The organism is Pseudomonas sp. SDI (assembly GCF_003105155.1).
Lineage (GTDB): Bacteria > Pseudomonadota > Gammaproteobacteria > Pseudomonadales > Pseudomonadaceae > Aquipseudomonas.
Window position 1 is genome coordinate 57,678 of the sequence record NZ_QETK01000010.1, and the last position, 24,366, is coordinate 82,043.

The 24,366-nt window shown below is 60.4% G+C and carries 24 protein-coding genes and 3 pseudogenes; 19 read left to right on the forward strand and 8 right to left on the reverse strand.

What is annotated here, in order from left to right; translation table 11 throughout:
• The 4 genes from DCO48_RS08655 to norR all read right to left on the reverse strand — a co-directional run bounded on the left by DCO48_RS08655 (position 1) and on the right by norR (position 3,687).
• Positions 1–774, reverse strand: coding sequence for a YkgJ family cysteine cluster protein (locus tag DCO48_RS08655; protein ID WP_116550190.1), 774 nt, complete (start codon positions 772–774; stop codon positions 1–3).
• Positions 753–1,064: a hypothetical protein gene (locus DCO48_RS08660; protein ID WP_116550191.1), complete on the reverse strand. Its 312-nt coding sequence runs from the start codon at positions 1,062–1,064 to the stop codon at positions 753–755. Before DCO48_RS08660 ends, DCO48_RS08655 begins: the two co-directional genes overlap by 22 nt.
• Positions 1,065–1,151: 87 nt before the next feature.
• The gene (locus tag DCO48_RS08665; protein ID WP_116550192.1) at positions 1,152–2,051 is read right to left on the reverse strand and encodes a chemotaxis protein; all 900 of its coding nucleotides are present in this window, start codon (positions 2,049–2,051) and stop codon (positions 1,152–1,154) included.
• Positions 2,052–2,133: 82 nt separating this feature from the next.
• Positions 2,134–3,687, reverse strand: a complete 1,554-nt coding sequence (gene norR, locus DCO48_RS08670; RefSeq protein ID WP_116550193.1) for a nitric oxide reductase transcriptional regulator NorR — start codon at positions 3,685–3,687, stop codon at positions 2,134–2,136.
• 154 nt (positions 3,688–3,841) lie between these two features.
• Here norR and hmpA point away from each other — a divergent pair, with 154 nt between their 5' ends.
• The 9 genes from hmpA to alaC all read left to right on the forward strand — a co-directional run bounded on the left by hmpA (position 3,842) and on the right by alaC (position 13,717).
• Positions 3,842–5,023: an NO-inducible flavohemoprotein gene (gene hmpA, locus DCO48_RS08675; protein ID WP_116550194.1), complete on the forward strand. Its 1,182-nt coding sequence runs from the start codon at positions 3,842–3,844 to the stop codon at positions 5,021–5,023.
• A gap of 125 nt (positions 5,024–5,148) precedes the next feature.
• Complete coding sequence (locus DCO48_RS08680; protein ID WP_116550195.1) at positions 5,149–5,655, forward strand: disulfide bond formation protein B; 507 nt, start codon at positions 5,149–5,151, stop codon at positions 5,653–5,655.
• 560 nt (positions 5,656–6,215) lie between these two features.
• Positions 6,216–7,166: a ubiquinol oxidase subunit II gene (gene cyoA / locus DCO48_RS08685; protein ID WP_116550196.1), complete on the forward strand. Its 951-nt coding sequence runs from the start codon at positions 6,216–6,218 to the stop codon at positions 7,164–7,166.
• Between the two features lie 3 nt (positions 7,167–7,169).
• The gene (gene cyoB, locus DCO48_RS08690) at positions 7,170–9,188 is read left to right on the forward strand and encodes a cytochrome o ubiquinol oxidase subunit I (RefSeq protein WP_116550197.1); all 2,019 of its coding nucleotides are present in this window, start codon (positions 7,170–7,172) and stop codon (positions 9,186–9,188) included.
• Between the two features lie 3 nt (positions 9,189–9,191).
• Complete coding sequence (gene cyoC, locus DCO48_RS08695; RefSeq protein WP_116550198.1) at positions 9,192–9,815, forward strand: cytochrome o ubiquinol oxidase subunit III; 624 nt, start codon at positions 9,192–9,194, stop codon at positions 9,813–9,815.
• Positions 9,816–10,148 (forward strand): cytochrome o ubiquinol oxidase subunit IV, encoded by a 333-nt coding sequence (gene cyoD, locus DCO48_RS08700; protein ID WP_116550199.1) that lies wholly within the window; start codon positions 9,816–9,818, stop codon positions 10,146–10,148.
• Between the two features lie 11 nt (positions 10,149–10,159).
• Entirely contained in the window at positions 10,160–11,047 is an 888-nt protein-coding gene (cyoE, locus tag DCO48_RS08705; protein WP_116550200.1) for a heme o synthase, read from the forward strand.
• 137 nt (positions 11,048–11,184) lie between these two features.
• A complete protein-coding gene (locus DCO48_RS08710; RefSeq protein ID WP_116550201.1) occupies positions 11,185–12,312 on the forward strand; it encodes a hypothetical protein in 1,128 nt (375 codons plus the stop codon).
• 193 nt (positions 12,313–12,505) lie between these two features.
• Positions 12,506–13,717 (forward strand): alanine transaminase, encoded by a 1,212-nt coding sequence (gene alaC / locus DCO48_RS08715; protein ID WP_116550202.1) that lies wholly within the window; start codon positions 12,506–12,508, stop codon positions 13,715–13,717.
• Between the two features lie 100 nt (positions 13,718–13,817).
• On the opposite strand, the gene DCO48_RS08720 is transcribed toward alaC, so the two are convergent.
• Positions 13,818–14,210: a hypothetical protein gene (locus DCO48_RS08720; protein WP_116550203.1), complete on the reverse strand. Its 393-nt coding sequence runs from the start codon at positions 14,208–14,210 to the stop codon at positions 13,818–13,820.
• A 347-nt stretch (positions 14,211–14,557) separates the two neighbouring features.
• Here DCO48_RS08720 and DCO48_RS08725 point away from each other — a divergent pair, with 347 nt between their 5' ends.
• Together DCO48_RS08725 and DCO48_RS08730 are read left to right on the forward strand one after the other, a co-directional pair.
• Positions 14,558–14,935 (forward strand): YkgJ family cysteine cluster protein, encoded by a 378-nt coding sequence (locus DCO48_RS08725; RefSeq protein ID WP_116550204.1) that lies wholly within the window; start codon positions 14,558–14,560, stop codon positions 14,933–14,935.
• Between the two features lie 247 nt (positions 14,936–15,182).
• Positions 15,183–15,737, forward strand: a complete 555-nt coding sequence (locus DCO48_RS08730; RefSeq protein ID WP_116550205.1) for a hypothetical protein — start codon at positions 15,183–15,185, stop codon at positions 15,735–15,737.
• On the opposite strand, the gene DCO48_RS08735 is transcribed toward DCO48_RS08730, so the two are convergent.
• Positions 15,734–16,213, reverse strand: a complete 480-nt coding sequence (locus tag DCO48_RS08735; protein WP_116550206.1) for a DMT family transporter — start codon at positions 16,211–16,213, stop codon at positions 15,734–15,736. The two genes, DCO48_RS08730 and DCO48_RS08735, sit on opposite strands and share 4 nt — an antisense overlap.
• Before the next feature lie 93 nt (positions 16,214–16,306).
• Here DCO48_RS08735 and DCO48_RS08740 point away from each other — a divergent pair, with 93 nt between their 5' ends.
• The 4 genes from DCO48_RS08740 to DCO48_RS08755 all read left to right on the forward strand — a co-directional run bounded on the left by DCO48_RS08740 (position 16,307) and on the right by DCO48_RS08755 (position 18,801).
• Complete coding sequence (locus DCO48_RS08740) at positions 16,307–17,233, forward strand: LysR family transcriptional regulator (protein ID WP_116550207.1); 927 nt, start codon at positions 16,307–16,309, stop codon at positions 17,231–17,233.
• Complete coding sequence (locus tag DCO48_RS08745; protein WP_116550208.1) at positions 17,233–17,604, forward strand: lysozyme inhibitor LprI family protein; 372 nt, start codon at positions 17,233–17,235, stop codon at positions 17,602–17,604. The genes DCO48_RS08740 and DCO48_RS08745 overlap by 1 nt, the downstream gene beginning before the upstream one ends.
• Positions 17,605–17,961: 357 nt before the next feature.
• Positions 17,962–18,267 carry an addiction module antidote protein gene (locus tag DCO48_RS08750; protein ID WP_116550209.1) on the forward strand — a complete coding sequence of 102 codons (306 nt, stop codon included), beginning with the start codon at positions 17,962–17,964 and terminating at the stop codon, positions 18,265–18,267.
• A gap of 12 nt (positions 18,268–18,279) precedes the next feature.
• Positions 18,280–18,801, forward strand: coding sequence for a sterol desaturase family protein (locus DCO48_RS08755; RefSeq protein ID WP_116550210.1), 522 nt, complete (start codon positions 18,280–18,282; stop codon positions 18,799–18,801).
• Positions 18,802–18,841: 40 nt separating this feature from the next.
• Here the strand turns inward: DCO48_RS08755 and DCO48_RS22945 are convergent.
• A pseudogene (locus DCO48_RS22945) lies at positions 18,842–19,243 on the reverse strand (helix-turn-helix domain-containing protein); the annotation flags it as partial.
• Positions 19,244–19,690: 447 nt separating this feature from the next.
• Between DCO48_RS22945 and DCO48_RS08765 the strand changes: the two are divergent.
• Positions 19,691–20,160: pseudogene (locus DCO48_RS08765) on the forward strand (isochorismatase family protein).
• 98 nt (positions 20,161–20,258) lie between these two features.
• Positions 20,259–20,399: pseudogene (locus tag DCO48_RS08770) on the forward strand (hypothetical protein); the annotation flags it as partial.
• A gap of 202 nt (positions 20,400–20,601) precedes the next feature.
• Here DCO48_RS08770 and chrA read toward each other — a convergent pair.
• On the reverse strand, positions 20,602–21,912 hold the full coding sequence (gene chrA, locus DCO48_RS08775) for a chromate efflux transporter (RefSeq protein WP_256584043.1): 1,311 nt from the start codon (positions 21,910–21,912) through the stop codon (positions 20,602–20,604).
• 843 nt (positions 21,913–22,755) lie between these two features.
• On the opposite strand from chrA, the gene DCO48_RS08780 reads away from it, so the two are divergent.
• On the forward strand, positions 22,756–23,301 hold the full coding sequence (locus tag DCO48_RS08780) for a hypothetical protein (protein ID WP_116550214.1): 546 nt from the start codon (positions 22,756–22,758) through the stop codon (positions 23,299–23,301).
• Positions 23,302–23,372: 71 nt separating this feature from the next.
• A complete protein-coding gene (locus DCO48_RS22595) occupies positions 23,373–23,918 on the forward strand; it encodes a hypothetical protein (RefSeq protein WP_133247603.1) in 546 nt (181 codons plus the stop codon).
• Positions 23,919–24,366 lie beyond the last annotated feature (448 nt).

A 24,366-nucleotide genomic window follows, 5' to 3' on the forward strand; every position in this document is an offset into this window, starting at 1 on the left:
TCAGAAAGCAATAAAGGTGTAGTGCTCGGCGGCGCTGCTGTGGACTTGGGCGCCGGCGGCCTGCAACTGTTCGACCAGGCTCGGTTCAACCACGTGCAGGGTCCAGGGGGCCAGTGTCGCCTCGGGCTGTGCGGCGGTTTCGTCGATGACCCTCAGCAGCGCCTCGCCCAGCGGCAGATAGGCGGTGAAACCGTTGCCCTTGAGCGCGCTGGTGGTGATGCCCAGGCGTTGGCAGATCAGCGTTTTGCTGCGGATGTCTTCGCGATCGGCACGGCGCGACTGCTCGATCAGTTCGGCCAGGTGCGGGTCGACCAGTTGCCGGCCGTGGATCAATTGCGGGCCGTTGTCCCAGGCTTCGCTCGGGCAGTCCTTGGTCTCGGGGCGCAATGGGATGTGCGGGTTGATTTCCATGGGGTAGATGCGACACACCAGCGGCCGGCGTTCATAGATGCCGCAGAGGTTGTCGGCATTGAGGTTGCGGCAGGCGCCGGGGTTGAATGCGGCGAAGGTGATCGCGACAAAGGCTTCGCTGCTGCCACACGGTACGGCGCAGGAGCGGCGCAGGGCATGCTCGCGCTGTTCGGCGGGGAGGCCCAGGCCGTTGGCGAGGAAGGCCTCGACCAGGACGATGACCTGGCCGCCGTCGGCGGTCCACTGCCGCGCTTCGTGGAGGGTCAGCGGCACGTGGTGGCCGTTGCAGCATTTGCCGCAGCCGGTGCAGTTGAACTGGAGGTGCTCGGGGGCTGGGTTGCTCACGGTCGGGCGGGTGTCCATTCGGTGACGAAGGCAGCCTGGCGCTGTTTGTCGAACAGGCAGAGTTCGGTGCCTTTGCGGTTGTTCATGTGTTTTTCTGGGTAGCGGCCCTGGATGAGCAGGGCGGAGTAGCCGACCCGGTCGTCGAATTCGGCGGGCTTGCCCAGGGGCTTGGCGTCCTTGAGCTGGCTGGCGGCGACGCAGGCACGGCTCAGGCTTTTCTCGTGCTCGGCCCAGGCCTGTTCGCTGGAGGCATGGGCCGCGCTGCCGAGCAGCAGGCAGCTAAGCAGGCTGAAGGTCAGGGGTTTCATGGCAGGGGCCTCGGGCATGGGATGGGTTGAAAGGTGCCGCAACATACAAGGAGCAGGCAAGCCAGCTCCTACAGGGTGAGTGTCGTTTTAGTGCTCGGCGTACGCCACTGCGCGTGCCGCGACGATCAGGCAGTCGGTCAGTTCCGGCGAGGAGAACTTGGTCAGCACCGCATTCGCCCCCGCTGCCTTGGCCTTCTCGCTGTTCATCGCGCTGTCCAGCGAGGTGTGCAGCAATACATACAAATGCTTGAAGTCCGGCGTCTCGCGCAGCGTTCGGGTGAACGCATAGCCGTCCATCTCCGACATCTCGATGTCCGACACGACTACGTTGATTTCCTGTGCCGTGCCCTGCAGCTCCAGCAAGGTATTGATCGCATCCTTGGCACTGCGCGCGGTATGGCACTCGATGCCCAGGTTACGCAAGGTATGTACCGACTGCTGCAACGCCACCTGGCTGTCATCGACCACCAGGATATTGGTCGCCGCCAGCACCGCGGCATCCTCGCTGTTCAATTCGTTGGCCGGCACTTCATGCGCCGGCGGCGCAATGCCGTGGATCACTTTCTCGATGTCCAGCACCTGCACCAGGTTGTTGTCCACCCGCGTCACGCCGGTAATGAACGACTTGGTCCCGGCCCCATACGGTGGCGGTTTGATGTCGGTGCTCAGGCAGTGCACGATCTTGCTCACCGCCTGCACATGCAGGCCCTGCTTGGAGCGGCTGATGTCGGTAACGATCAGGCAACCGCCGGCCGGGTCGGCCAACGGCATCTCGCCAATCGCCCGCGACAGGTCGATGACCGACAGCGAATTGCCACGCAAGGTGGCCACGCCTTTGACGTGCGGGTGCGACTCGGGCAGCCGGGTAAGGGGCGGGCAAGGGATGATTTCACTGACCTTGAGCAGGTTGATCGCCATCAGCTTGCCGCTGCGCAGGGTGAAGAGCAGCAGGGACAGCGAGTCCGCGCGAGCGTTTTGCGAGGCCATAAGCAACCTTCGAGGCAAATGTATTTAGGGGAGATGCCGGGTTATCGACCCCGGCGCCCCGGTCTTTAATCGCCAACTGCAATCAGCGTAGACCGAGGCGTCGCGCCAGGCGACTGAGGTTGGCGCGGTCCAGGCCCAGCTCGCGGGCGGCACTGGCCCAGTTCTGCCCATGCCGGGCCAGGCTCGCCTCGATCAGTTGGCGCTGGTACAGGTCCAGCGCCTGGCGCAGGTCGCCGCCCGCCTCGGGCAACGTCGGCGCCGGGCTGACCGCTGGCGCCTGCGGCGTGCTGCCGGGGGCGGGCAGGTCGAGGTCGTGGGCTTCCAGGCTGAGAATCTTCGGCCGTTGCCGGTGCTGACCAAGCGCCTTGAGCGACGAACGGCCAATCAGGTGTTCCAGCTCCCGGACGTTGCCCGGCCAGTCGTAGGCGAGCAGTGCGGCCTGCGCTTCGGGGCTCAGGCGCAAGCTGTTCAGGCCCATCCGCGAACGGTTCTGTTCGAGGAAGTAACCGCTGAGCAGCAATACGTCGCGGCCACGCTCGCGTAACGCTGGCACCAGCAGCGGGTATACGCTCAGGCGATGGTAGACGTCGGCGCGGTAGCGTCCGGCGCGCACTTCTTCGGCCAGGTCGCGGTTGGTCGCGGCAATCAGGCGTACGTCGACGCGGTGTTCCTGGTCCGAGCCCAGGCGTTGCAGTTGGCCGCTTTGCAGCACCCGCAGGAGCTTGGCCTGCACGGTCAGCGACAGCTCGCCGACTTCGTCGAGGAACAGCGTGCCGCCGTTGGCCAGCTCGAACTTGCCGCGCCGCTCGCCGACTGCGCCGGTGAAGGCGCCGCGCACATGGCCGAACAGCTCGCTTTCGACCAGGGTGTCGGGCAGCGCCGCGCAGTTCAGGCTGATCATCGGCTGGTCGGCGCGGGCCGAGGCCTGATGGATGGCCTGGGCCACCAGTTCCTTGCCAACCCCGGTTTCACCGGTAATCAGTACGGTCAGGTCGCTGCTGCCAACCAGGCGGATCTCTTCCAGCAGGCGTTTGTGCACCGGGCTCTGGCCGATCAGTTCCTTATGCTGCTGGCCGCTGGCCTGGCGGTAGATCTCGGCGCGCTGGTGTTCGTCCTCGGCGCGCAGGGCCAGGTGCTCGATGCGCGCGGCCACGGTGACAGTGGCTGCCGCCAGGCTGGCAAACGCCTGCAGGGCATCCAGTTCGGCCGGCTGGAACTGCTCGGGGTCGAGCGCGTCGAGGGTAATCAGGCCCCACGGGCGCTCGTCGACGAACAGCGGGCAGCCCATGCAGTCGTGTACTTCCAGTTGCTGGTGCAGGCCTTCGACCAGGCCGTCGTAAGGGTCGGGCAGGTCGCTGTCGCTGGCGAAGCGAGTCGGCCCGGGGCGGCTGAGGATGGCAGCAAAACGCGGGTGGTCGCTGACCTTGAAACGGCGGCCGAGGGTGTCGGCGCTCAGGCCGTCGACCGCCAGCGGCACCAGCCACTCGCCGTCCAGGCGCAACAGCGCGGCGGCGTCGCACGGCAACAGGGCACGCATCGCTTCGAGCAGACGCCGATATCGCTCACGCTCTGGCAGATCGCGTGACAGATCTTTTACCAGTGCAAGTAGGGCATTGAGCAGTGTTTGTGTAGTCATAATGACCTCTTCATGTCGTTATGACTCTATCAGGTCTGTAGTCATTATGACTTTTAAAATTATAAGTTATTGATTTATATAGGTTTAATAGTTGGCACGAAAGCTGAAGTGCATAAGCCAGTCATTCAAGAAGCCGCAGGCTCTGGAGTTCGTAATGCTTAATGCCCAAGACCGTGCCATCGTCAAAGCCACTGTGCCGCTGCTGGAAAGCGGTGGTGAAGCGCTGACCACGCATTTCTACACGATGATGCTCAGCGAGTACCCAGAAGTGCGTCCGCTGTTCAACCAGGCCCACCAGGCCAGCGGTGACCAGCCCCGCGCACTGGCCAACGGCGTGCTGATGTACGCCCGGCACATCGACCAGCTGGAGCAACTCGGCGGGCTGGTCAGCACCATCATCAACAAGCATGTGGCCTTGCAGATCCTGCCGGAGCATTACCCGATCGTCGGTCGCTGCCTGCTGCGGGCCATCGAGGAGGTGCTGGGCAAGGACATCGCCACCGCTGAAGTGCTGGCGGCCTGGGGGGCTGCCTATCAGCAACTGGCCGATATCCTGATTGGTGCCGAAGAGGGCATGTACCAGCAGAAGGCCGAGGCCGTTGGTGGCTGGCGCGGGGCGCGGGCGTTCAAGCTGGCCAAGCGGGTCGAGGAGAGCAGCGAGATCGTCTCGTTCTACTTCACGCCGGTCGACGGCGAGGCGATCCTCCAGGCCGAACCGGGCCAGTACATCGGTTTGCAGCTGTTTATCGACGGTGTCGAGCAGCGCCGCAACTATTCGCTGTCGGCCCTGAGCGACGGTGGCGAGTACCGCATCAGCGTCAAGCGCGAGCCGCAAGGCCAAGTGTCCAACTACCTGCATGAGCAGTTGCAGGTCGGCGACACGCTGAACCTGTTCCCGCCTTCGGGTGAGTTCACCCTGGCGGCCAGCAGCAAGCCACTGGTGCTGATCAGCGGCGGCGTGGGGATCACGCCGACCCTGGCGATGGCCGAGGCGGCACTGGCGAGCGGGCGGCTGGTGCACTTCATCCATTGTGCGCGCAACGGTGCGGTGCATGCGTTCCGCGACTGGGCCGACGGGGTGGCGGCGCGCAACCCGCGATTCAAGCGCTTCTATTGCTACGCCGAGGATGACGGCGTAAGCCCGGCGGCCGATGCGCTGGGCATGCTCAGCCGCGACCAGCTCGGCCAGTGGCTGCCGCAAGAGCGCGATGTGGATGCTTACTTCCTCGGGCCGAAAGGCTTCATGGCCGCGGTCAAGAAGCACCTGAAGGGGCTGGGCGTGCCGGAAGGGCAGAGCCGCTATGAGTTCTTCGGCCCGGCCGCGGCACTCGAATAAGGCTGGGCGGCGACGCTGTTAATGCTCTTTTAATGGTCCTGGCCTTCACTGCCTGCTTTGGGCAACGTGTAAACTGCGCCCGATCACTATCGGCGGTTGTTTACCACTAGACGAAGGACACAGGAATGAATGAGCAAACACAGCGCCTGAACAGGGAACGGCGCTTTCTGGTACTGCTGGGCATCATCTGCCTGGCACTGATCGGCGGCGCGCTGTACATGCAGATCGTTCTCGGCGAGGCGCCATGCCCGCTGTGTATCCTGCAACGTTATGCGCTGCTGCTGATCGCCGTGTTTGCCTTCATCGGTGCGGCCATGCCCGGCAAGCGCAGCCTGACTGTGCTCGAAGGCCTGGTGGTGCTCAGCGCTATCGGTGGTATTGCCGCTGCCGGCAACCATGTCTATATCCTCGCCAACCCCGCGATAAGCTGCGGTATCGACACCTTGCAACCGATTGTCGACGGCCTGCCGCTGGCCTCGGTGTTGCCGCTGGTGTTCCAGGTCGACGGGTTCTGCTCGACGCCCTACCCACCGGTACTCGGGCTGTCGCTGGCGCAATGGGCGCTGCTGGCCTTTATAATGACCGCCGTTCTGGTACCGCTGGGTATCTGGCGCAACCGTCGTCAGCCTTAGACAAAAGTCCTGCGTCAATGCAAGCCAATGGGGTAACGGAATTTTCACATCGGCTCGCACCGAGACCTCTTCGGGAATGCTCGCAGCCCTTGTAGTACGTGCGTTCCAGGGGGGTGGCAAAGGGTGCGACAAACTGTCGCGAAATTGATTTTCAGCGGCTTATTGTTACCGATCCTGTAAAGGACTGTTGCGCAATAAGTCATAGTCAATGGGGGGCGACCTATCTACAATCGCCCCCAATTTCCGCTCGGCGCCGCTTGTGAGTCGCAGGATAAAAGGAGCTTCTGGCTCTTTTCGCTGACTTTGACGAGCATCGCCTGCGGCGATGCCGGGCTGACCCCCCTCCGTGATTTCCCGCACCAAATGGAATTGGTCTGAACGCAGGCCTGTTGCCTACTGAAATCAAAACAATAAACACCGCATGACCGGTTTTGCCGAGCAGCCCAGCTGGACGCAAGGCACGACCGCATTCGATCCCAAAATGCTAACGCTTGGCAGGACGAAGTGTTGGCGACCAAAACACAAATTGCATTGAAGCAAGCTGCTCTAGAGGTCGTGAGATGAGTAAAAAGCGTTACCCCAGACTGTTTGGCATTCTGCCCTTTTTAGGCATGCTTTTACTCAGTGGGTGCAACTGGACCCTGATCGACGCGAAGGGCCAAGTCGGCATTGAGCAAAAGAACCTGATCCTGATCGCTACCGGCCTGATGTTGCTGGTGGTGATTCCTGTCATTTTCATGACCATCGCGTTCGCCTGGAAGTATCGCGCCTCCAACAAGGCCGCTACCTACACGCCTGACTGGTCGCACTCGACCAAGATCGAAGTCGCGGTCTGGACCATTCCAGTACTCATCATCATTGCCCTGGGCTGGGTCACCTACAAGACCACCCACGAGCTGGATCCGTATCGTCCGCTGGTGTCCGACGTGAAGCCGGTGCAGATCGACGTGGTCGCGCTGGACTGGAAATGGCTGTTCATCTACCCGGAACAAGGCATTGCCACGGTCAACAAGATCGTCTTCCCGGCCAACACCCCGGTTAACTTCCGTGTTACCTCCGACGCTGTGATGAACTCGTTCTTCATCCCGGGTCTGGGCGGGCAGATCTACGCAATGGCTGGCATGACCACCAAACTGCACCTGATCGCCAACGAGAACGGTGAGTTCGACGGTATCTCCGCGAACTACAGCGGCGCCGGTTTCACCGGTATGAAGTTCAAGGCAATTGCTACGTCCCAGGCCGATTTCGAGGCGTGGGTCAGTGAAGTCAAACAGGCCCCGAAACAGCTCGACAAAGCCGAGTACGACGCCTTGGCCAAACCTAGCGAAAACAACCCGGTTGCGCTCTACAGCGTCGCCCCGGAAAACCTGTTCCAGACCATCGTCGACAAGTACGAAGGGATGAACCGTGGCAAGCCGGTGGTGCACGAGAAGAAAGAGCACAAAGAAGAAGCGGCCGGTACCGAAGGGATGGACGTGAGTATGCATTCAGCTGCTGGGGCAGAGGAGTAAAAGATGTTCGGTAAATTAACGCTGGATGCGATTCCGTATCACGAGCCGATTGTCATGGTGACGCTTGCCATGATCGCGCTCGGCGGTATCGCATTGGTTGGTCTGATCACCTATTTCCGCAAGTGGACCTACTTGTGGACCGAGTGGTTGACTTCGGTCGACCACAAGAAAATCGGGGTGATGTACATCATCGTCGCGATGATCATGCTGCTGCGCGGCTTTGCCGACGCCATCATGATGCGTACCCAGCTGGCTGCGGCCACTGGCGGCGCCGAAGGCTACCTGCCGCCTGAACACTATGACCAGATCTTCACCGCTCACGGTGTGATCATGATCATCTTCATGGCGATGCCGTTCTTCACCGGCCTGATGAACCTTGCGGTTCCGCTGCAGATCGGTGCACGTGACGTTGCCTTCCCGTTCCTGAACTCCCTGAGCTTCTGGCTGCTGGTTTCCGGCGTGGTGCTGGTGAACGTGTCCCTGGGTGTTGGTGAATTCGCCAAGACCGGCTGGGTTGCGTATCCACCGCTGTCGGGTATTCAGTACAGCCCTGGCGTAGGTATGGACTACTACATCTGGGCGCTACAGATCTCCGGTCTGGGTACAACGCTGACCGGCGTCAACTTCCTTGCCACCGTGCTGAAAATGCGCGCGCCAGGCATGAAGCTGATGGACATGCCGATCTTCACCTGGACCTGCACCTGGGCAAACGTTCTGATCGTGGCGTCGTTCCCGATCCTGACCGCTACCCTGGCGCTGCTGACTGTTGACCGTTATCTGGACTTCCACATCTTCACCAACGAGCTTGGTGGGAACCCGATGATGTACGTCAACCTGTTCTGGGCCTGGGGTCACCCTGAGGTTTACATCCTGATCCTGCCGGCCTTCGGTGTGTTCTCGGAAGTCACCTCGACCTTCACCGGCAAGCGCCTGTTCGGTCACAACTCGATGATCTACGCATCGGGTGCGATCGCGGTACTGGGCTTTGCGGTATGGCTGCACCACTTCTTCACCATGGGTTCTGGCGCCAGCGTCAACACCTTCTTCGGTCTGGCAACGATGCTGATTTCGATCCCGACCGGGGTAAAGCTATTCAACTGGCTGTTCACGATCTACCAGGGCCGTCTGCGCTTCACCGCGCCGATCATGTGGACCCTGGGCTTCATGGTTACCTTCTCGATCGGTGGTATGACCGGCGTTCTGCTGGCTGTTCCAGGTGCTGACTTCGTTCTGCACAACAGCCTGTTCGTGATTGCCCACTTCCACAACGTGATCATCGGTGGTGCGGTGTTCGGCTACATCGCCGGCTTCGCCTTCTGGTTCCCGAAAGCCTTCGGTTTCACCCTGAACGAGAAGTGGGGCAAAGCTGCCTTCTGGTTCTGGATCTCCGGCTTCTATGTGGCCTTCATGCCGCTGTACGCGCTGGGCTTCATGGGTATGACCCGTCGTCTGAACCACTCGGACAACCCGGCCTGGGAACCGTACCTGTACGTTGCCGTCGTCGGCGCCGTGCTGATCCTGTTCGGTATCGCTTGCCAGCTGATCCAGCTGTACGTTTCGATCCGCGACCGCGAGCAGAACCGCGACGTGACCGGCGACCCATGGGGCGGCCGTACCCTGGAATGGTCGACTTCGTCGCCACCACCGTTCTACAACTTCGCCACCATGCCGGAAAAAGTCGGCCTGGACGCCTGGCACGAAGCTAAAGAAGCCGGTGTTGCGTACAAGGTTCCGGCCAAGTACTCGGCGATCCACATGCCTAACAACACTGCCACTGGCGTGTACATGGGCGCACTGATCACCGTGTTCGGCTTCGCTTTCATCTGGCACATCTGGTGGCTGGTAGCTGTCGGCCTGATTGGCACCATCGCGGTCTTCGTTGCTCACGCTGCGCGTGACGACCAGGGCTACATGGTTCCTGCCGAGGAAGTGGCGCGCATCGAAGGTGAGCGCATGAAGTCCCTCGGTCTGGCCACCGGCTCGCCAACTGGCGCGCGTGTCGAATCGTTTGAACGGGTTTAATCAATGTCCAGTCATGTAATTAATGCTGATGCTGCTCATGGTCACGACCATGGGCACGAGGAACACCACGACGCCGGCGAGATGACCGTATTCGGTTTCTGGCTGTACCTGATGACCGACTGCATCCTGTTTGCATCGATCTTCGCAGCCTACGCGGTGCTGTCCGGCAACTTTGCCGGCGGCCCGTCGGGTCACGACATCTTCGAACTGAACTACGTACTGGCCGAGACGGCGCTGCTGCTGTTCTCCAGTATCACCTTCGGCTTCGCCATGCTGCAGATGTACAAGGGCAACAAGAAGGGTGTACTGGCCTGGCTGGCAGTCACCTTCCTGTTGGGCGCCGGCTTTATCGCGATGGAGGTCAACGAGTTCCATCTGCTGATCTCCGAGGGCTACGGCCCTCAGCGTAGCGGCTTCCTCTCGGCCTTCTTCGCCCTGGTCGGCACCCACGGTCTGCACGTGACCGGCGGTCTGATCTGGATGGCGGTGATGATGTACCAGATCAACAAGCACGGCATCACCGGGACTGCCAAGACCCGCATGAGCTGCCTGAGCCTGTTCTGGCACTTCCTGGACGTGGTCTGGATCTGCGTGTTCACCGTTGTTTACCTGCTGGGGGTTCTGTAAATGGCAAACGCTCATAACGGCCACGCCGAAGCCAACCACGGCAGCGTGAAGTCCTACGCGATCGGTTTCATCCTGTCGGTAATCCTGACGGTGATCCCGTTCGGCCTGGTGATGTTCCCAACCCTGCCGAAGGACACCACGATCATGATCGTGGTTGCCTTCGCGGTTATCCAGGTCATGGTTCACCTGTACTACTTCCTGCACCTCGACACTTCGCCTGCACAACGGTCGAACGTCAGTGCAGGTCTGTTCACCGCAGTGGTTATCGCCCTGCTGGTCGGCCTGTCGCTGTGGATCATGTTCAGCATCCACACCAACATGATGGCGAAGTGAGGTAAGTCTGCATGTCCGTTAAGCACTTTATCCAAATCACCAAACCGGGGATCATTTTCGGTAACGTGCTTTCTGTGGCAGGCGGTTTCTTCCTTGCCGCGCAAGGGCATGTCGACTTCCTGCTGTTCCTGGCCACGGTCATTGGTACTTCGCTGGTGGTGGCGTCCGGTTGCGTGTTCAACAACTGCATCGACCGCGACATCGACATCAAGATGGAGCGCACCAAGAACCGTGCGATGGTGCAGGGGCAGATCTCGCTGAACGTCGCGCTGGTCTACGCCACCCTGCTCGGGGTGGCCGGGCTTGGCCTGCTGTATGTGCAGGCCAATGCCCTGGCGGCGTTGTTCGGCCTGATCGGCTTTGTCATCTACGTCGGTTTCTACAGCCTGTACCTGAAGCGTAAATCGGTGCACGGCACCCTGGTTGGCAGCCTGTCCGGTGCCATGCCTCCGGTGATCGGTTATTGTGCCGTGAGCGGTACCTTCGACCTGGCTGCACTGACCCTGCTGGTGATGTTCAGCCTGTGGCAGATGCCGCATTCCTACGCCATTGCGATCTTCCGCTTCAACGATTACCTGGCGGCATCGATTCCGGTGCTGCCGGTGAAGCGCGGGATCCTGGTGGCCAAGAAGCATATCCTCTGGTACATCGTGGCCTTCCTCGTGGCGACCCTGATGCTCACCTTCGGCGGTTACGCCGGCATGAGCTACCTGGCCGTTGCTGCGGCGATGGGCATGTACTGGCTGTACATGGCCTGGACCGGCTACAAGGCAGTGGACGATCGTCTGTGGGCACGCAAGCTGTTCGTGTTCTCGATCTTTACCATCACCGCGCTGAGCGTGATGATGTCGCTGGACACCAAGGTGCCCGCCGAGCTGCTGCTGACCTACGCACACTGAGTGTGACGGTCTGACGAAAACGCCCCGCGCCGCAAGGTTCGGGGCGTTTTTGTTTGTGTGCAGGTAGCGCTCCCCTCTGATCCCGAGCGTGCTGGCGCTTGTAGCGTGACGCCCTTCACTGAGCAAGGGAGAGCGCCATGAGCGTATTGACGGTTTATTTCTGTGGCACCGGTTCGCACCGCTTCGACGTTCGCAACCCCAACTTCTGGAACGGCGAACTGATCTCGACGCTGGCCGATAACGACCAGGGCAAGGAGTTCGCCGACTGGGTGGCCATCGATGGCCCTGGCAGCGGCAACCTGCAGGCCGACGAGCTGTTCGTGCGCAGTGCGGTGTATGGCTTGATGGGCACGCTGTTCGGCACGGGCTGGGAAGAGAACGTCAGTCATGCGCTGCACATGATCAAGGGGCGCTGCGACTGGCAGCGCATCGAGTTGAGCGAACAGGCGTACAACCGCCTCAAGGACGCCGGGGTGCCGATTGCCGACCTGGAGCAATCTGGCAGTTGGCTGTGGCGGCGCTACAGCTACGGCAAGCGCGGGGTCACGCCGCAGCAGTTGCAGGAGCAGATCATCAAGATCTTCCGCAAGGACGGCGTGATTCCGACGCAGGTCAATATCGTTGGCTGGAGCCGGGGCGGGATCAGTTGCCACATGCTCGCCAATGCGATGTTCAAGGACCCGCAGCTCAAGCACATTCCGGTGAATATCTTTGTTGTGGATCCGGTGCCGGGGGTGCTGAACCTGCAGCAGCATCGGGTTGAGTTGGCAGCGAACGTCAAGGAATACGTTGGCTTCTATTCGCGTGACGAGCGTTCCAAGGGGTTTGCCTGTGTGGTTCCGCGAACGCAGGCCAGCACCCGCGTGCATGTGTATCCGCTGCCGGGGCGGCATGCCACGCTGGTGGGCAACGCGTCGCTGGACGGGGCCGGGGAGGGCCAGGCGCTGACCCACCCAGGTCTGCTTGTGCGGCACTTTGCCGAGGTGTGCTTGAGTCGCTGGGGGGTGAAGCTGGAGAAGAAGTTGAACCTGAGCGACAAGCAACTGATGGAATATCACCTGGCAATGTCGCGTGATGACGGGCGCTATCAGGCGATGCGCGGGCAGTCGTATACGCTGCTGACCGAAGGTGAGCCCTCCGAGCGCTTTGTTCATCAGGGGAGCCAGGGGACTGGGTTTGGCCAAGTGAAGGGCACGCGGTTTCAGCCTGAGGCCGGGCTGGCGCTGAATGCCTGGGATGTAGGGTCGTATCGGCACCTTCGGTAGTCGAGGGCCGGGGCCGGACTTGGGGACTGACATGTTTCTCTGGGGGCCGGCTCCCGCACGCTCCAAGCAGAACCCCGGCCAATCGGGGTTGCCTCTTTACAGCCCGCCCCGCAAAGCACTATCTTCTGCTTCGGCCACCGCAGTGGCCAACGTCGCTCGGACGGTTCCGGGCGCTTACGTCTTCGAGGAAGCCATGGCTGACCAAGGTTCGCCGCGCCGCTTTGCGCGCATTGATCGTCTCCCCCCTTACGTCTTCAACATCACCGCCGAACTCAAGATGGCCGCGCGCCGTCGTGGCGAGGACATCATCGACCTGAGCATGGGCAACCCCGACGGGGCCACCCCACCGCACATCGTCGAAAAACTGGTGCAGGTCGCCCAGCGTGAAGACACCCACGGCTACTCCACCTCGCGCGGCATCCCACGCCTGCGTCGGGCCATCTCGCGTTGGTACAAGGAGCGCTACGAGGTCGACATCGACCCGGAAAGCGAAGCCATCGTCACCATCGGCTCCAAAGAGGGCCTGGCCCACCTGATGCTCGCCACCCTCGACCACGGCGACACCGTGCTGGTACCCAACCCGAGCTACCCGATCCATATCTACGGCGCCGTCATCGCCGGTGCCCAGGTGCGTTCGGTGCCACTGGTACCCGGCGTGGACTTCTTCAACGAGCTGGAGCGGGCGATCCGCGAGTCGATTCCCAAGCCGAAAATGATGATCCTCGGCTTCCCGTCGAACCCGACCGCACAGTGCGTGGAACTCGACTTCTTCGAGCGCGTCGTGGCCCTGGCCAAGCAATACGACGTGCTGGTCATCCACGACCTGGCCTACGCCGACATTGTCTACGACGGCTGGAAAGCCCCGTCAATCATGCAGGTGCCGGGCGCCAAGGACATTGCGGTGGAGTTTTTCACCCTGTCCAAGAGCTACAACATGGCCGGCTGGCGGATCGGTTTCATGGTCGGCAACCCGGAGCTGGTCAGTGCCCTGGCACGGATCAAGAGCTACCACGACTACGGCACCTTCACCCCGTTGCAGGTCGCGGCGATTGCCGCGCTGGAGGGCGACCAGCAGTGTGTGCGCGACATCGCCGAGCAGTACCGGCAACGCCGTAACGTACTGGTCAAGGGCCTGCATGAGTTGGGCTGGATGGTCGAGAATCCGAAAGCATCGATGTATGTCTGGGCAAAAATTCCCGAGCAGTACGCACACCTTGGCTCGCTGGAGTTCGCCAAGAAGATGCTGGCCGAGGCCAAGGTCTGTGTGTCGCCGGGGATCGGTTTCGGCGATTACGGCGACGACCATGTGCGCTTCGCCCTGATCGAGAACCAGGACCGGATCCGCCAGGCCGTACGTGGCATTCGCCAGATGTTCCGGGCGGATGGCATCGGCAAAGGCCAGTGAATGCCATCGCGGGACCAGCCCGCTCCCACAAGGCGTAGTGCAACACCTGTGGGCGTGGGCTGGTCCCGCGATGAGGCCTGTGGCCGGTGCAGGTCATGGTTTACATGCAGGAGTGATACCCGGCGCCGGGAATCCGCCCGGTGACTTTGTCGGCCTGGGCGTAGCTCACCGTATGCGAATCCTCGTTCGCGTCCAGGATGCGGAAGCTATCTTGCGTCCCCCAGCTACCGGCGCCAGTGCCTGCCGCGTCCCAGCCGAACAATAGGCAGATGCCACTCCGACCGTCGGCCTCATTAAATTTCGCGCGGGCATCTTTCATGGCCTGGTCAGCGGGTTCGCCGCGATCATTCTTGCCAATTGGCAGCAATGAACAGTCGTAACCTTCAATCAGGGTTCGGCCGCCATTGCAAATTTGCCCATTGGGCGTCGCTGCGGCCAGGGTCTGGCCGACGAAGCAGGCAGCCAGCAGGCCAATAGCCAGTTTTTTCTTCATGCTTTCACCTTTGCTGATATTGAGTGGGAGAGTCAGGTGACGTTGCCCTGAGCACTACAGCTAGATGGTGATGCAGGCCTTAAAAGCTGACTACTGGCAGAAATATCAGGTCGCCCCTGCACGCTGCAGTGGACCCTGGCGTTGCTGCTATCCGCGATATGCCGCACACGCTCTAGGTGAGTGCTGCCGGGGGCGTCGGCCCAGACGCCTGACACAACTCCTTCCGTCGCCGCCCCGATTTTTCTTTCTTTCCCCCTCTTCTCAATACCCGGCGCTTGCATAAGAATAGCCACCGGGTTCTCCCAATAACGATAACTCCCCCCTCCCTCCCTAGATCCCCGTAGATCATGTCTGATAACAATCCGTGTATGAGTTGTGGCGCCTGCTGCGCGCATTTTCGTGTGTCTTTTTTCTGGGGTGAATGCACATCGTCCGGGGGAATTGTGCCCGATGACCTGGTGGTGCAGATCAATCCGACCCGCGTGGCGATGATCGGCACCGATGCCAAGCCAGCGCGCTGCATCGCCCTGGCCGGCGAAGTCGGTAGCTGCGTCAGTTGCACTATTTATGAACAACGCAGCTCGCCGTGCCGCGAGTTCGACGCCGCCTGGGTCAATGGCCAGCCCAACCCCAGCTGCGACGCCGCACGCGCCGCCCACGGGCTCCCGCCGCTGGAGGCCAACGAGCCGTTGTGGCCGTTGGAGGAGGACAACGCGGTCGCCTGAAAAAGATCGTTCGGCGGCCCCCCTCAGCAACCAGCTGTTCCTCAGCTCGCAACTGAACCAGGCGCCAAGGATGTCAGCCTGTCGCTGGGGCGCAGTCAGTTGGCCTTTGCCGATGCCGCGAGCCTCCGCACCCGGCGCGGTGTGACGGTGTTCGACGCATCGCCGGCAAGGCCGACGATAGGGCCCTTGCAGACACACCGCAGCCCATACGGTATCGTCGCCACCTCATCCGCCCCGAGGTCGCCGCATGGCGCGTTACTACGTTTCCATCACCCTGTTGGTCTACCTGCTGGCCCTGTGTTTCGTTGGGGTCCGGCTGGAGGGCGATGGCAGCATGCTGGCCTTGCAGATCTTGCTGCTGGGCCCATGGGGCATCGTCATGGGGCTGTTTGGCTGGTTCGCCAACCCCTTGCTCGGCCTGGCCGTGCTGTTGCGTCGGCGGCTGCGCTGGTTATCCCTGGCACTCGGCGGCTGGGCGCTGTACCTGGCCCTGGCCTGCCTGAACATCGATACCCTGCCGGACAACCACAGCTACAACTTCCTTGCCGTAACCCGCTTCGACGTCGGCTACTACCTGTGGGCGCTGGCCATCGCCATTTTCTGCGCCGGCCAGGCCTGGTGGTGCGGCCGTGGGCGCAGCGTCGAGATACCGCGCTGGCAATGGCCCGATGCAGGGCTGGGGCTGTTGCTGGTGGCCGTGGTGGTGATTGCCAGCCAGCAGGAAAGCCTGCACTTCAAGGTCGAGCGGGTTTTTGAAATGCCGCCGCCGATCGAGGCCCCGCGCCACGACGAGGCGATCTAGCGTTGGCTGCGGGTGCCCCATTGCACCACCAGCATGCCGACCACGATCAGTACCACCCCGCTCACCCGCAAGCCGTTGACCGGGCGTACCGGCAAGCCCATCAGCCCCCACTGGTCGATCAGCAGCGACGACAGCACCTGCCCGGCAATCACGCAGACGATGAAGCCGGCTGCGCCCAGGCGTGGGGTGAGGATCAGCGCGGCGGTGATATACGCGACCCCGGCCACCCCACCAAACCATACCCACCACGGCGCCTGTCCGAGGTTCGAGAGTTGTGGCGCCGGCGCGCGCATCAGCAGCAGGGCCGGCAGCACCATCAGTACGCTGACGCTGAGCGAGACCAGCGTCGCCCATAACGGGTGACCCAGCAGCCGGCCCAGCGCAGCATTGCTGCCGGCCTGGAAGGGCACGGCAGCGCCGGCCAGCAGGGCGACGATCAGCGGCAGGACAACGGCGGGGGCGAGGCTCAGGTTCATGACAACTCCTTGCAGTGAATGACGCACCGGTGCAGTCTTGGCTATTCGCTGGGATGATGGAAATTCAAACTCTGCACATGGGCTATTCGTCTGATGGATGATCTGCGCCGTATCGATCTCAACCTGCTGCTGACCTTGCACGCCTTGCTGGCCGAGCAGCACGTGTCGCGCGCGGCGGTGCGCCTGCACCGCAGCCAGCCGGCCGTGAGCCATGCGCTGGCGCAGTTGCGCGAGCTGTTCGGCGACCCGTTGCTGGTGCGTCGGGGCGGGCGCCTGCAGCCGACCAGCCGGGCGCTGGAATTGGTGCAGCCGCTGCAGGAGGCATTGCAGCAACTGGATGCCCTGCTCAGCAGCCCCGGCTTCGATCCGGTGCGGGCGCAGCGCAGTTTTCGTCTGGCCATGTCCGACTATGGCGCGCGTGTTGTGCTGCCGGGCTTGCTGCGCGGTTTGCGCGAGGAGGCGCCGGGGGTGGATCTGGTGGTGACCCAGGGCAGCCGCGAGGCGATGCTCAGCCAGCTGTTCGACGGTGAGATCGACCTGGCCCTGGGGGTGTTTCCCAGCCTGGCCGGGCCGTTGCGCGCCGATGCGTTGTTCGAGGAGCGCTTCGCCTGCCTGGCCGACCGCGACAGCCTGCCGCCCAGCGGTGTCCTGAACCTGGCGCAGTGGCTGGCGCGACCGCATGTGCTGGTGGCCGTGCGTCCGGGGGCCGACAACGAGATCGACCTCGCCTTGAGCGCGCTGGGGCAGGTGCGGCGGGTCGCCTTGGCGCTGCCACACTGGACCGCAGCGACCGAGGTGATTGCGGGCACCGATCTGGTATTGACGGTGGCCCGGCGCAGTTTGCCGGGGCTGGCGCAGTTGCCGCAGCTACGCTGCTTCGAGCCGCCCCTGGCGATCCGGCCTTTCGAGTTTCAGCAGGCCTGGCACGAGCGCCGCGAGGGCGATGCGGCGCATCGCTGGTTGCGTGGGCGGGTGATGCAGGCGTGCCGTCATGAACAATCAATAGAGGGAGAGTGCTGATGAAGGTTGCAATGAGTGGCTTGCTGTTGCTGTTGGGTTCGACGCTGGTGCACGCCGAATCGGCGGCGTTCGGTAGTTGCATGAAAGCGGCGCAGACCACGGCGAGCATGAGCGAATGTTCGCAGGCCGAGCTCAAGCGCGAGGACGCGCGCTTGAACCAGGCCTACAAGCAGGCCATGGCCAGCCTGGAGCCGGCGCAGCAGGGCAAGCTGCGCGATGCACAGCGGCTGTGGCTGAAATACCGCGATGCCAACTGCGCGCTGTATTACACGCTGACCGGTGGGACCCTGGACATCCTCAATGGCGGTGCCTGCACCCTGGACATGACCAAGGCGCGGGCCGACGAACTGGCAGGCTTGCCGGAGCACTGAGCCGGCGATGCGCCGCCGCGGATCGGGAACACGCCTACCAAGCCTGTCGATATTCTCCGGCATTACTGACGATCAGGCTTGCCCATCGTATCCAGCCAGCCTTCCGGGGGGGCTGGTTTACCGACCAGGCTGCAAGCGGTTACCCGTCATCTGCCGCTTGCCAGTCTGTATCTCAAAGGATACAGTGAGCGCGTCCTATGACTTGCACCACCGAGCCAACGCCCAGCTTCAGGCGCTGGCTTGGGTCGATGCTAGCGGGGTTGTCGGGGTTGTCATCATCTTGTTGGCAGGCGCTGACACGTCGTCCCAGGCGGTCGATAGTCGACAGGCCAGGCAGTTGGCCAAAGAGGTTTGAACATGAGCGAAGTACTTATCCCCTTCGACATGGCCGCACTGCTCGATAGCGACGCGGCCATCAGCGCGTACCTGTCCCAGGTGCTCGAAGACGGTGACACCGAAGAACTCCTGCGTGCCATTGGTCATGTGGCCCGGGCCCGTGGCATGGGCCAGGTGGCCCGCGACACCGGGCTGGGCCGTGAAAGCCTGTACAAGGCCTTCGCCCCCGGCGCCAAACCGCGTTTCGATACCGTGCTCAAAGTGCTTCGCGCGCTCGGCATCGGCTTGCGTGCGCAGCCTCACGCCACTGCCCATGCGCCCGCCTGAGCCGGCGCCTTCATGATCGCTCACGTTCTGCTGTTTCTCGGCACCCTGGTTGCCATGGAAGGTGTCGGCTACCTGGCGCACAGGTATGTGATGCACGGCTGGGGCTGGTTCCTGCACCGTTCGCACCATGAGCCGCAACTAGGGGTGGTAGAAACCAACGACGTGTACCTGCTGGTGCTGGCGCTGGTCGCGATCTGCCTGATCGTGCTGGGTAACGCTGGGCATGATCCGTTGCAGTGGGTCGGCGCCGGGGTAGCGGCATTCGGCATCATCTATGTGTTCGTCCACGACGGCATCGTGCACCGGCACTGGCCGCTGCGCCCCAAGCCGCGCAACCCTTACCTGCGGCGTCTGTATCAGGCGCATTTGCTGCATCACGCGGTGAAGGGGCGGCGCAACAGTGTGTCGTTCGGCTTTCTGTATGCGCCGCCGATCTGGGTATTGAAGCGGCAACTGAAGGCCAGGCGTGCGCCGGTAAAGGCCGCGGTGGAGCACGCTGTGGAAGCTGGCCTGGCGGGTGATGGGGCCGCGTGATCGTTAGCCGGTCAATTGTCGGCATTCCGGCACCCGCAGGCTATTTCCGTTGTACACCGGCAAATGTCGACTCGTTGCGTGCCTCCTCCTGTGGTGGCGCCACCGCCCCGACCCTTCCGCGTCGGGCCGTGTGACATGGCATGCGCTCTTCGCGTGGTGGAATGCCGAAGTGCTCCCGATAACATTTGGAAAAATGCGGCGTCGACACAAACCCGCACACCGCTGCCAGCTCGACGATCGACATCGACGTCTCTTTAAGCAACTGCCGCGCCCGCGTCAGCCGCAGCTTCAGGTGATAATGCGAGGGCGAACACTGCAGGTATTTCTGGAATAGTCGCTCCAGCTGACACCGCGGCACCGCCACCTGCAATACCAGTTCGTCCAGGTCCAGCGGCTCTTCCAGGTTCGCCGCCATCAACGCCAACAGTGCCTGCAGCGGGGGCAGCATTCTGTCCAGCGGTGCCGTACCGCCGGAGCGGGGCGGGCGCTTACGCACCAGCAGCAGAATGCCCATGGGCTGCGGCGCAGCGGTGTCATCTTGAGCCATCGCGGAGTCTCCCTATACCAGGTGCAGGTGCCTAACCGAGGGTGTGGGCCCGTGCCGGTTGACCCTTCGAATCCCTGGCGATCCCCTCGATCATGCTGCTTGTTCTCATGGTTTGGCGGGTGGCCACCTCACCTTACTCGGGGTCGTACCCGAACAAATTGCTTGAGAACGTCCTCCCTTCGCTTCAATGCGACAGGTGACCGAGCACGAATTGGCCCTTAAATCGAATCAGTGATTCCGTATTTTGCCGGATTGTCTGGTTTTAGGGCTCGCTCCAAAATGGCCCCATACCGCGACAACAACGCAAACCCACACACACATACACGTCAAAAGGAAATGACCATGTCCAGGCGCGAACTGCTGAACCCGAGCAACGCCGCCCTGGTCCTCATCGACCACCGGCCCCTGAAGAACAACACCGTCAAACAGCTGGGAAGACGCCAAGCTGGTCGAGGCGGTGAAGGCCACCGGGCGCAAGAAGCTGATTATTGCCGCCCTGTGGACCGAGCTCTGCCTGACCTTCCCGGCGCTGGAAGCGATGGACGAAGGCTTCGAGGTGTACATCGTCACCGACGCCTCGGGCGGTACCACCCAGCAAGCGCACGACATGGCCGTGCAGCGTATGGTGCAGGTCGGCGCGATTCCGGTCACCTGGCAGCAAGTGCTGCTCGAGTTCCAGCGCGACTGGGCGCACAAGGACACCTACGAGGCGGTGATGGGCCAGGTGCTGGAACACAGTGGCGTCTATGGCATGGGGAGTGGATTACGCTTGCACCATGCTGCACAAGGCGCCGCAACGCACCCTGGCGTGAATGCCTGAACGCTTCAGGCTGTGAACAAGCCGGCCTGGCGCACGTCTGGCGGGCTTTGTGATGTGCAAACTGCTTTCAGTATGTATGGAGAATGAGCGATGCCAGATGAAGGCAGTCTGCTACAAAGCGCGGTGATATTTCTCTGCGCCGCAGTGTTTGCCGTGCCACTGGCCAAGCGCCTGAAGCTGGGCGCGGTGCTCGGTTATCTACTCGCCGGTGTGCTGATCGGGCCACAGGTGCGTGTTCGTATGCACGGTTGCCTGATGCAATGTCTTGCCCAGGTATGACGGCTTCTTCTGTGGGCTGAGCGCACTGCCAAGTACGTGTCGATGGCCCTGGGCATGGCGGCGGCCAAGGTCTCTAGTGCCAGTCTGGCGAGCCTGGTTTTCTGGGTAACAGGCTTCGAGGCAAACCATGGAGATTCGGCCGATCCTTCACCGCTCAGTTTCGCAGCAGGTGTACAGTCAGGCCGAGCAGCGCGCAGCCCACCAGCACCTGGATCACGCCACGTTTGAAGCGAAACAGGGCGATGGCAGCCGCCAGTGCGATCAGCGCCGATGGCCAGTCGAAATGATCATTGAAGCCTTGCGGCCAGAGCACGTGATAGCCGAAGAACAGCGCCAGGTTGAGGATCACCCCGACCACCGCTGCCGTGATGGCGGTCAGCGGTGCAGTGAACTTCACCTCGTTGTGGGTCGATTCCACCAGCGGGCCGCCGGCCAGAATGAACAAAAACGACGGTAGGAAGGTGAACCAGGTGACCAGGCTGGCCGCAACCGCGCCGGCCAGGAAGGCCTGGTCGGCACCGAATACGTGCTGTACATAGCCGCCGACAAAGCCAACGAAGGCAACCACCATGATCAACGGCCCTGGTGTGGTCTCGCCCAAGGCCAGGCCATCAATCATCTGCGTAGGGGTCAGCCAGCCATAGTGGCCGACTGCGCCCTGGTAGACATAGGGCAGCACCGCATAGGCTCCGCCAAAGGTCATCAGCGCGGCTTTGGTGAAGAACCAGCCCATCTGCGTCAGTGTGCCTTCCCAGCCGAACAGGGCGGTCAGCAAGCCCATCGGCAATGCCCACAGCGCCACGCCGATCAGCGCCAGCAAGGGCAGGCGCAGCCAGCGCAAGCGCGCATGCTCCGGTGTCGGGGTGTCGTCATCGATCAGCGCCGGGCCGAAGGACGGCGTGGCGGCGCTGTGGCCGCCACCGACACTGAATTTCTCTGGAGCGAATCGTCCACCGAAGTAACCGATCACCGCTGCGCCCAGCACGATCAGCGGGAATGGCAGGTTGAGAGCGAAGATGGCCACGAAGGAGGCAGCGGCAATTGCCCACAGCCAGTTGTTTTTCAGCGCACGTGAGCCGATGCGGTGCGCGGCCTGGACCACAATGGCGGTCACGGCGGGCTTGATTCCGTAGAACAGTCCGGCCACCACCGGCACCTCGCCGAAGGCGATATACAACCAGGACAAGCCGATCAGGATGAACAGCGACGGCAGCACGAACAGCACACCAGCAACCACCCCACCCCACGTGCGATGTAGCAGCCAGCCAATGTAGGTGGCCAACTGCTGGGCCTCTGGGCCGGGCAGCAGCATGCAGTAGTTGAGCGCATGCAGAAAGCGTCGCTCAGAGATCCAGCGCCGCCGCTCCACCAACTCCTGGTGCATGATCGAAATTTGCCCGGCCGGGCCGCCGAAACTGATAAAGCCCAATTTGAGCCAGAAGGCGAAGGCCTGCCAGAAGCTGATCGGCTGTGGCGCTTTCGCCGGTGTTTCCGCATTCGGTTCGGCGGTTTGCGTCACGTCGTTGGTACTCCTTTGTCGAAGCTGTACAGCAAGCCGTCGAAAATGACGGAAGCGGCGGTCGGTCGTTGATCGTCCTGGCTCAGGTGGGGGCGCAGGCCGGCGATGGCGTGAGACTCATCCGGGGAAAGGGCCCGGGTGCGGGCCGGCTCCCGTGCTTGCACGGCTTCATTCTGTAGCGATTCATTCAGTTGTGAATAAGTGTCTACATATTGGTCGTCGGGTAAGGCGATCGCAAGCGTTTACGCGGCACGGGCGTTTTTGGGGGGAAGTACTTCGCTGAAGGTAGAACACAGGCGCCCGTTCGTTGCATGCAAACCCATTCGGTTCTTATGGGAATAGTCAAGCGTCTTGTTAATTCAAGCGCTAATGGGTATTTATTGAAGACAAGCAAAGGCGAGGAGTATGAAACAAAATCAAAAGGCTTGGGTAATCAGTTCTCGACTTTCAAAACAGCGCTGGGCGTTGATGAATGATGTGTTTTCCATCGCATACGGAAAACTGTAATCACTACATTAGCGCGTGCAGACGTGAAGAGCCTTGTTGTTTTTCCTTGATAGGCCATAAAGCAGATGGCTTTTTGCGGATGACTTTTGATGGGTATCCCGCAGGGCCGGCCCCAGTGGCAAAGTTGAAAGCATTTGAAGGGCTTACGTATAATTTACAGTTTGAATGCCGTGCTCTCTGGAGGTTGGAGTGATGAGGTTTAACTGTTGCTGGTGTTGTGATAGCATTTTGCCTTGGTGGCAGGACTTGGCTCCCGCGATTTAACTGAATGGATAAGTAAAAATGGATAAAATTAAAAGCGTTGTGCTTGCATCGTTGATTGCCGCTTTTTCGTTCGCAGCATCAGCAGAAACCTTTGAGCACGTCGAGCTTGATAAGGACAGAAGAAGTGTTGAGTATTCTGGTCCTATCAATAAGACAATCAATGCTATTAAGGAACGTAAATGGCTAGGTCAAACCAAGGACATGAATGGTGGAGTCGTATTCACCCCTTATGTGAACCCCCAGTTTGGTAAGAATAATACTGAATCCGGTGGTGCTATTATGGTAACTGCTACATTCTATCTCTATGACAAACCTGTAAAAGAAGCTTTGATGGTTGCACGTCAAAGTCAAATTCCCGGTTTTGTTGAATTTTATGGTTATGATTCAAGAGAGCTTCAGTTGCACATAAGAATGATTGATGATGATACGTTTCAAGCTTTCTCAAGTGATAAGCAGTATCGGTCTCCTGAGGAGTTGAATACTTACAGGAAGGTTGAAGGTTTCAGTGAAAACCCATATAAAAGTCAATTGAAGTCGGCTAGTGATAGCGGGATGGTGTTCTAAGACTTTTAAAATTCAAAAGGGCTGTTTAGGTGGTCTTTTTGTTTTGTTGTGGGTTGAGTTGTGGGGGAGCAATGAAAAAAGTTATCGGTTTGGCATGTTCATTAGTGTTGGCTGCTTCCGCTATGGTTGCTAGTGCGGAAGTTTTTAATCATGTTGATTTGGATAAAGATAGGCGAAGTGTTGAGTATTCTGGCCCTATCAATAAGACAATCAGTGCGATTAAAGAGCGTAAGTGGTTAGGCCAAACCAAGGATATGAATGGTGGCGTTGTATTTACGCCTTATGTAAACCCCCAGTTTGGTAAGAACAATACTGAATCAGGTGGGGCGATTATGGTCACTGCTACATTCTATCTCTATGATGAACCAGTCAAAGAAGCTTTGATGGTTGCACGCCAAAGTGAAATTCCTGGATTTGTTGAATTTTATGGCTATGATTCAAGAGAGCTTCAAATGCATATAAGAGTGATAGATGATGAAACATTTCAATCTTTCACAAGCGATAAGCAATATAGGTCTCCTGAAGAGCTGAATACTTACAAAATCGTTAAAGATTTTAATAAGGGCAGTTATAAGAGTGAATTGAAGTCTGCGCTAGATGATGGCACCGTTTTTTGATGGGTGTAAGCGGCAATAAGGATGCGTCAGTGTTTTTATTTTGAGGTCAATGAGGAAGTGATAGACCGCGTTCGTAGCATGTATTGGTGAATGTCAGGCTGCCTTCAGGGTGGCCTTTTTAATGCCTGCTATACACTGTTGTACGTTGCAGCACAACGTTGCCGCTTGCTTGCTATGCCGTTACCAGGCTTGTTGTTTTTGCTCGTTTTTTCGCACTGCGTTTGAAAGGCTAAAGTCAACAGCCATGAGGCGTGTATGGGTGATAATAAAAGCCAGGGTGGATGTAAGTGTGTTCTGGCGTGGTTGCGAAAAAATGAGCGCTAAAGAAAGGTGGTGCACAAAAGCCCGTCTGGCTTTCTTTTTCATATTATCAATGATGGCATCAGTTCAATTATTGAAATCACCAATCCTAAGCTTGGATAAGACATTGTTAAATCAGGTCTCGTAA

What these genes read in the sequence shown, in the direction of transcription:
- DCO48_RS08730 (WP_116550205.1), top strand. Translation starts at nt 15,183, where the DNA reads ATGGCGCGTTACTACGTTTCCATCACCCTGTTGGTCTACCTGCTGGCC.
- DCO48_RS08710 (WP_116550201.1), top strand. Translation starts at nt 11,185, where the DNA reads ATGAGCGTATTGACGGTTTATTTCTGTGGCACCGGTTCGCACCGCTTC.
- DCO48_RS08725 (WP_116550204.1), top strand. Translation starts at nt 14,558, where the DNA reads ATGTCTGATAACAATCCGTGTATGAGTTGTGGCGCCTGCTGCGCGCAT.
- cyoB (WP_116550197.1), top strand. Translation starts at nt 7,170, where the DNA reads ATGTTCGGTAAATTAACGCTGGATGCGATTCCGTATCACGAGCCGATT.
- cyoE (WP_116550200.1), top strand. Translation starts at nt 10,160, where the DNA reads ATGTCCGTTAAGCACTTTATCCAAATCACCAAACCGGGGATCATTTTC.
- norR (WP_116550193.1), bottom strand. Translation starts at nt 3,687, where the DNA reads ATGACTACACAAACACTGCTCAATGCCCTACTTGCACTGGTAAAAGAT.
- alaC (WP_116550202.1), top strand. Translation starts at nt 12,506, where the DNA reads ATGGCTGACCAAGGTTCGCCGCGCCGCTTTGCGCGCATTGATCGTCTC.
- DCO48_RS08745 (WP_116550208.1), top strand. Translation starts at nt 17,233, where the DNA reads ATGAAGGTTGCAATGAGTGGCTTGCTGTTGCTGTTGGGTTCGACGCTG.
- DCO48_RS08755 (WP_116550210.1), top strand. Translation starts at nt 18,280, where the DNA reads ATGATCGCTCACGTTCTGCTGTTTCTCGGCACCCTGGTTGCCATGGAA.
- cyoA (WP_116550196.1), top strand. Translation starts at nt 6,216, where the DNA reads ATGAGTAAAAAGCGTTACCCCAGACTGTTTGGCATTCTGCCCTTTTTA.
- DCO48_RS08750 (WP_116550209.1), top strand. Translation starts at nt 17,962, where the DNA reads ATGAGCGAAGTACTTATCCCCTTCGACATGGCCGCACTGCTCGATAGC.
- DCO48_RS08660 (WP_116550191.1), bottom strand. Translation starts at nt 1,064, where the DNA reads ATGAAACCCCTGACCTTCAGCCTGCTTAGCTGCCTGCTGCTCGGCAGC.
- DCO48_RS08655 (WP_116550190.1), bottom strand. Translation starts at nt 774, where the DNA reads ATGGACACCCGCCCGACCGTGAGCAACCCAGCCCCCGAGCACCTCCAG.
- DCO48_RS08720 (WP_116550203.1), bottom strand. Translation starts at nt 14,210, where the DNA reads ATGAAGAAAAAACTGGCTATTGGCCTGCTGGCTGCCTGCTTCGTCGGC.
- DCO48_RS08665 (WP_116550192.1), bottom strand. Translation starts at nt 2,051, where the DNA reads ATGGCCTCGCAAAACGCTCGCGCGGACTCGCTGTCCCTGCTGCTCTTC.
- DCO48_RS22595 (WP_133247603.1), top strand. Translation starts at nt 23,373, where the DNA reads ATGAAAAAAGTTATCGGTTTGGCATGTTCATTAGTGTTGGCTGCTTCC.
- DCO48_RS08735 (WP_116550206.1), bottom strand. Translation starts at nt 16,213, where the DNA reads ATGAACCTGAGCCTCGCCCCCGCCGTTGTCCTGCCGCTGATCGTCGCC.
- cyoC (WP_116550198.1), top strand. Translation starts at nt 9,192, where the DNA reads ATGTCCAGTCATGTAATTAATGCTGATGCTGCTCATGGTCACGACCAT.
- DCO48_RS08780 (WP_116550214.1), top strand. Translation starts at nt 22,756, where the DNA reads ATGGATAAAATTAAAAGCGTTGTGCTTGCATCGTTGATTGCCGCTTTT.
- hmpA (WP_116550194.1), top strand. Translation starts at nt 3,842, where the DNA reads ATGCTTAATGCCCAAGACCGTGCCATCGTCAAAGCCACTGTGCCGCTG.
- DCO48_RS08680 (WP_116550195.1), top strand. Translation starts at nt 5,149, where the DNA reads ATGAATGAGCAAACACAGCGCCTGAACAGGGAACGGCGCTTTCTGGTA.
- cyoD (WP_116550199.1), top strand. Translation starts at nt 9,816, where the DNA reads ATGGCAAACGCTCATAACGGCCACGCCGAAGCCAACCACGGCAGCGTG.
- DCO48_RS08740 (WP_116550207.1), top strand. Translation starts at nt 16,307, where the DNA reads ATGGATGATCTGCGCCGTATCGATCTCAACCTGCTGCTGACCTTGCAC.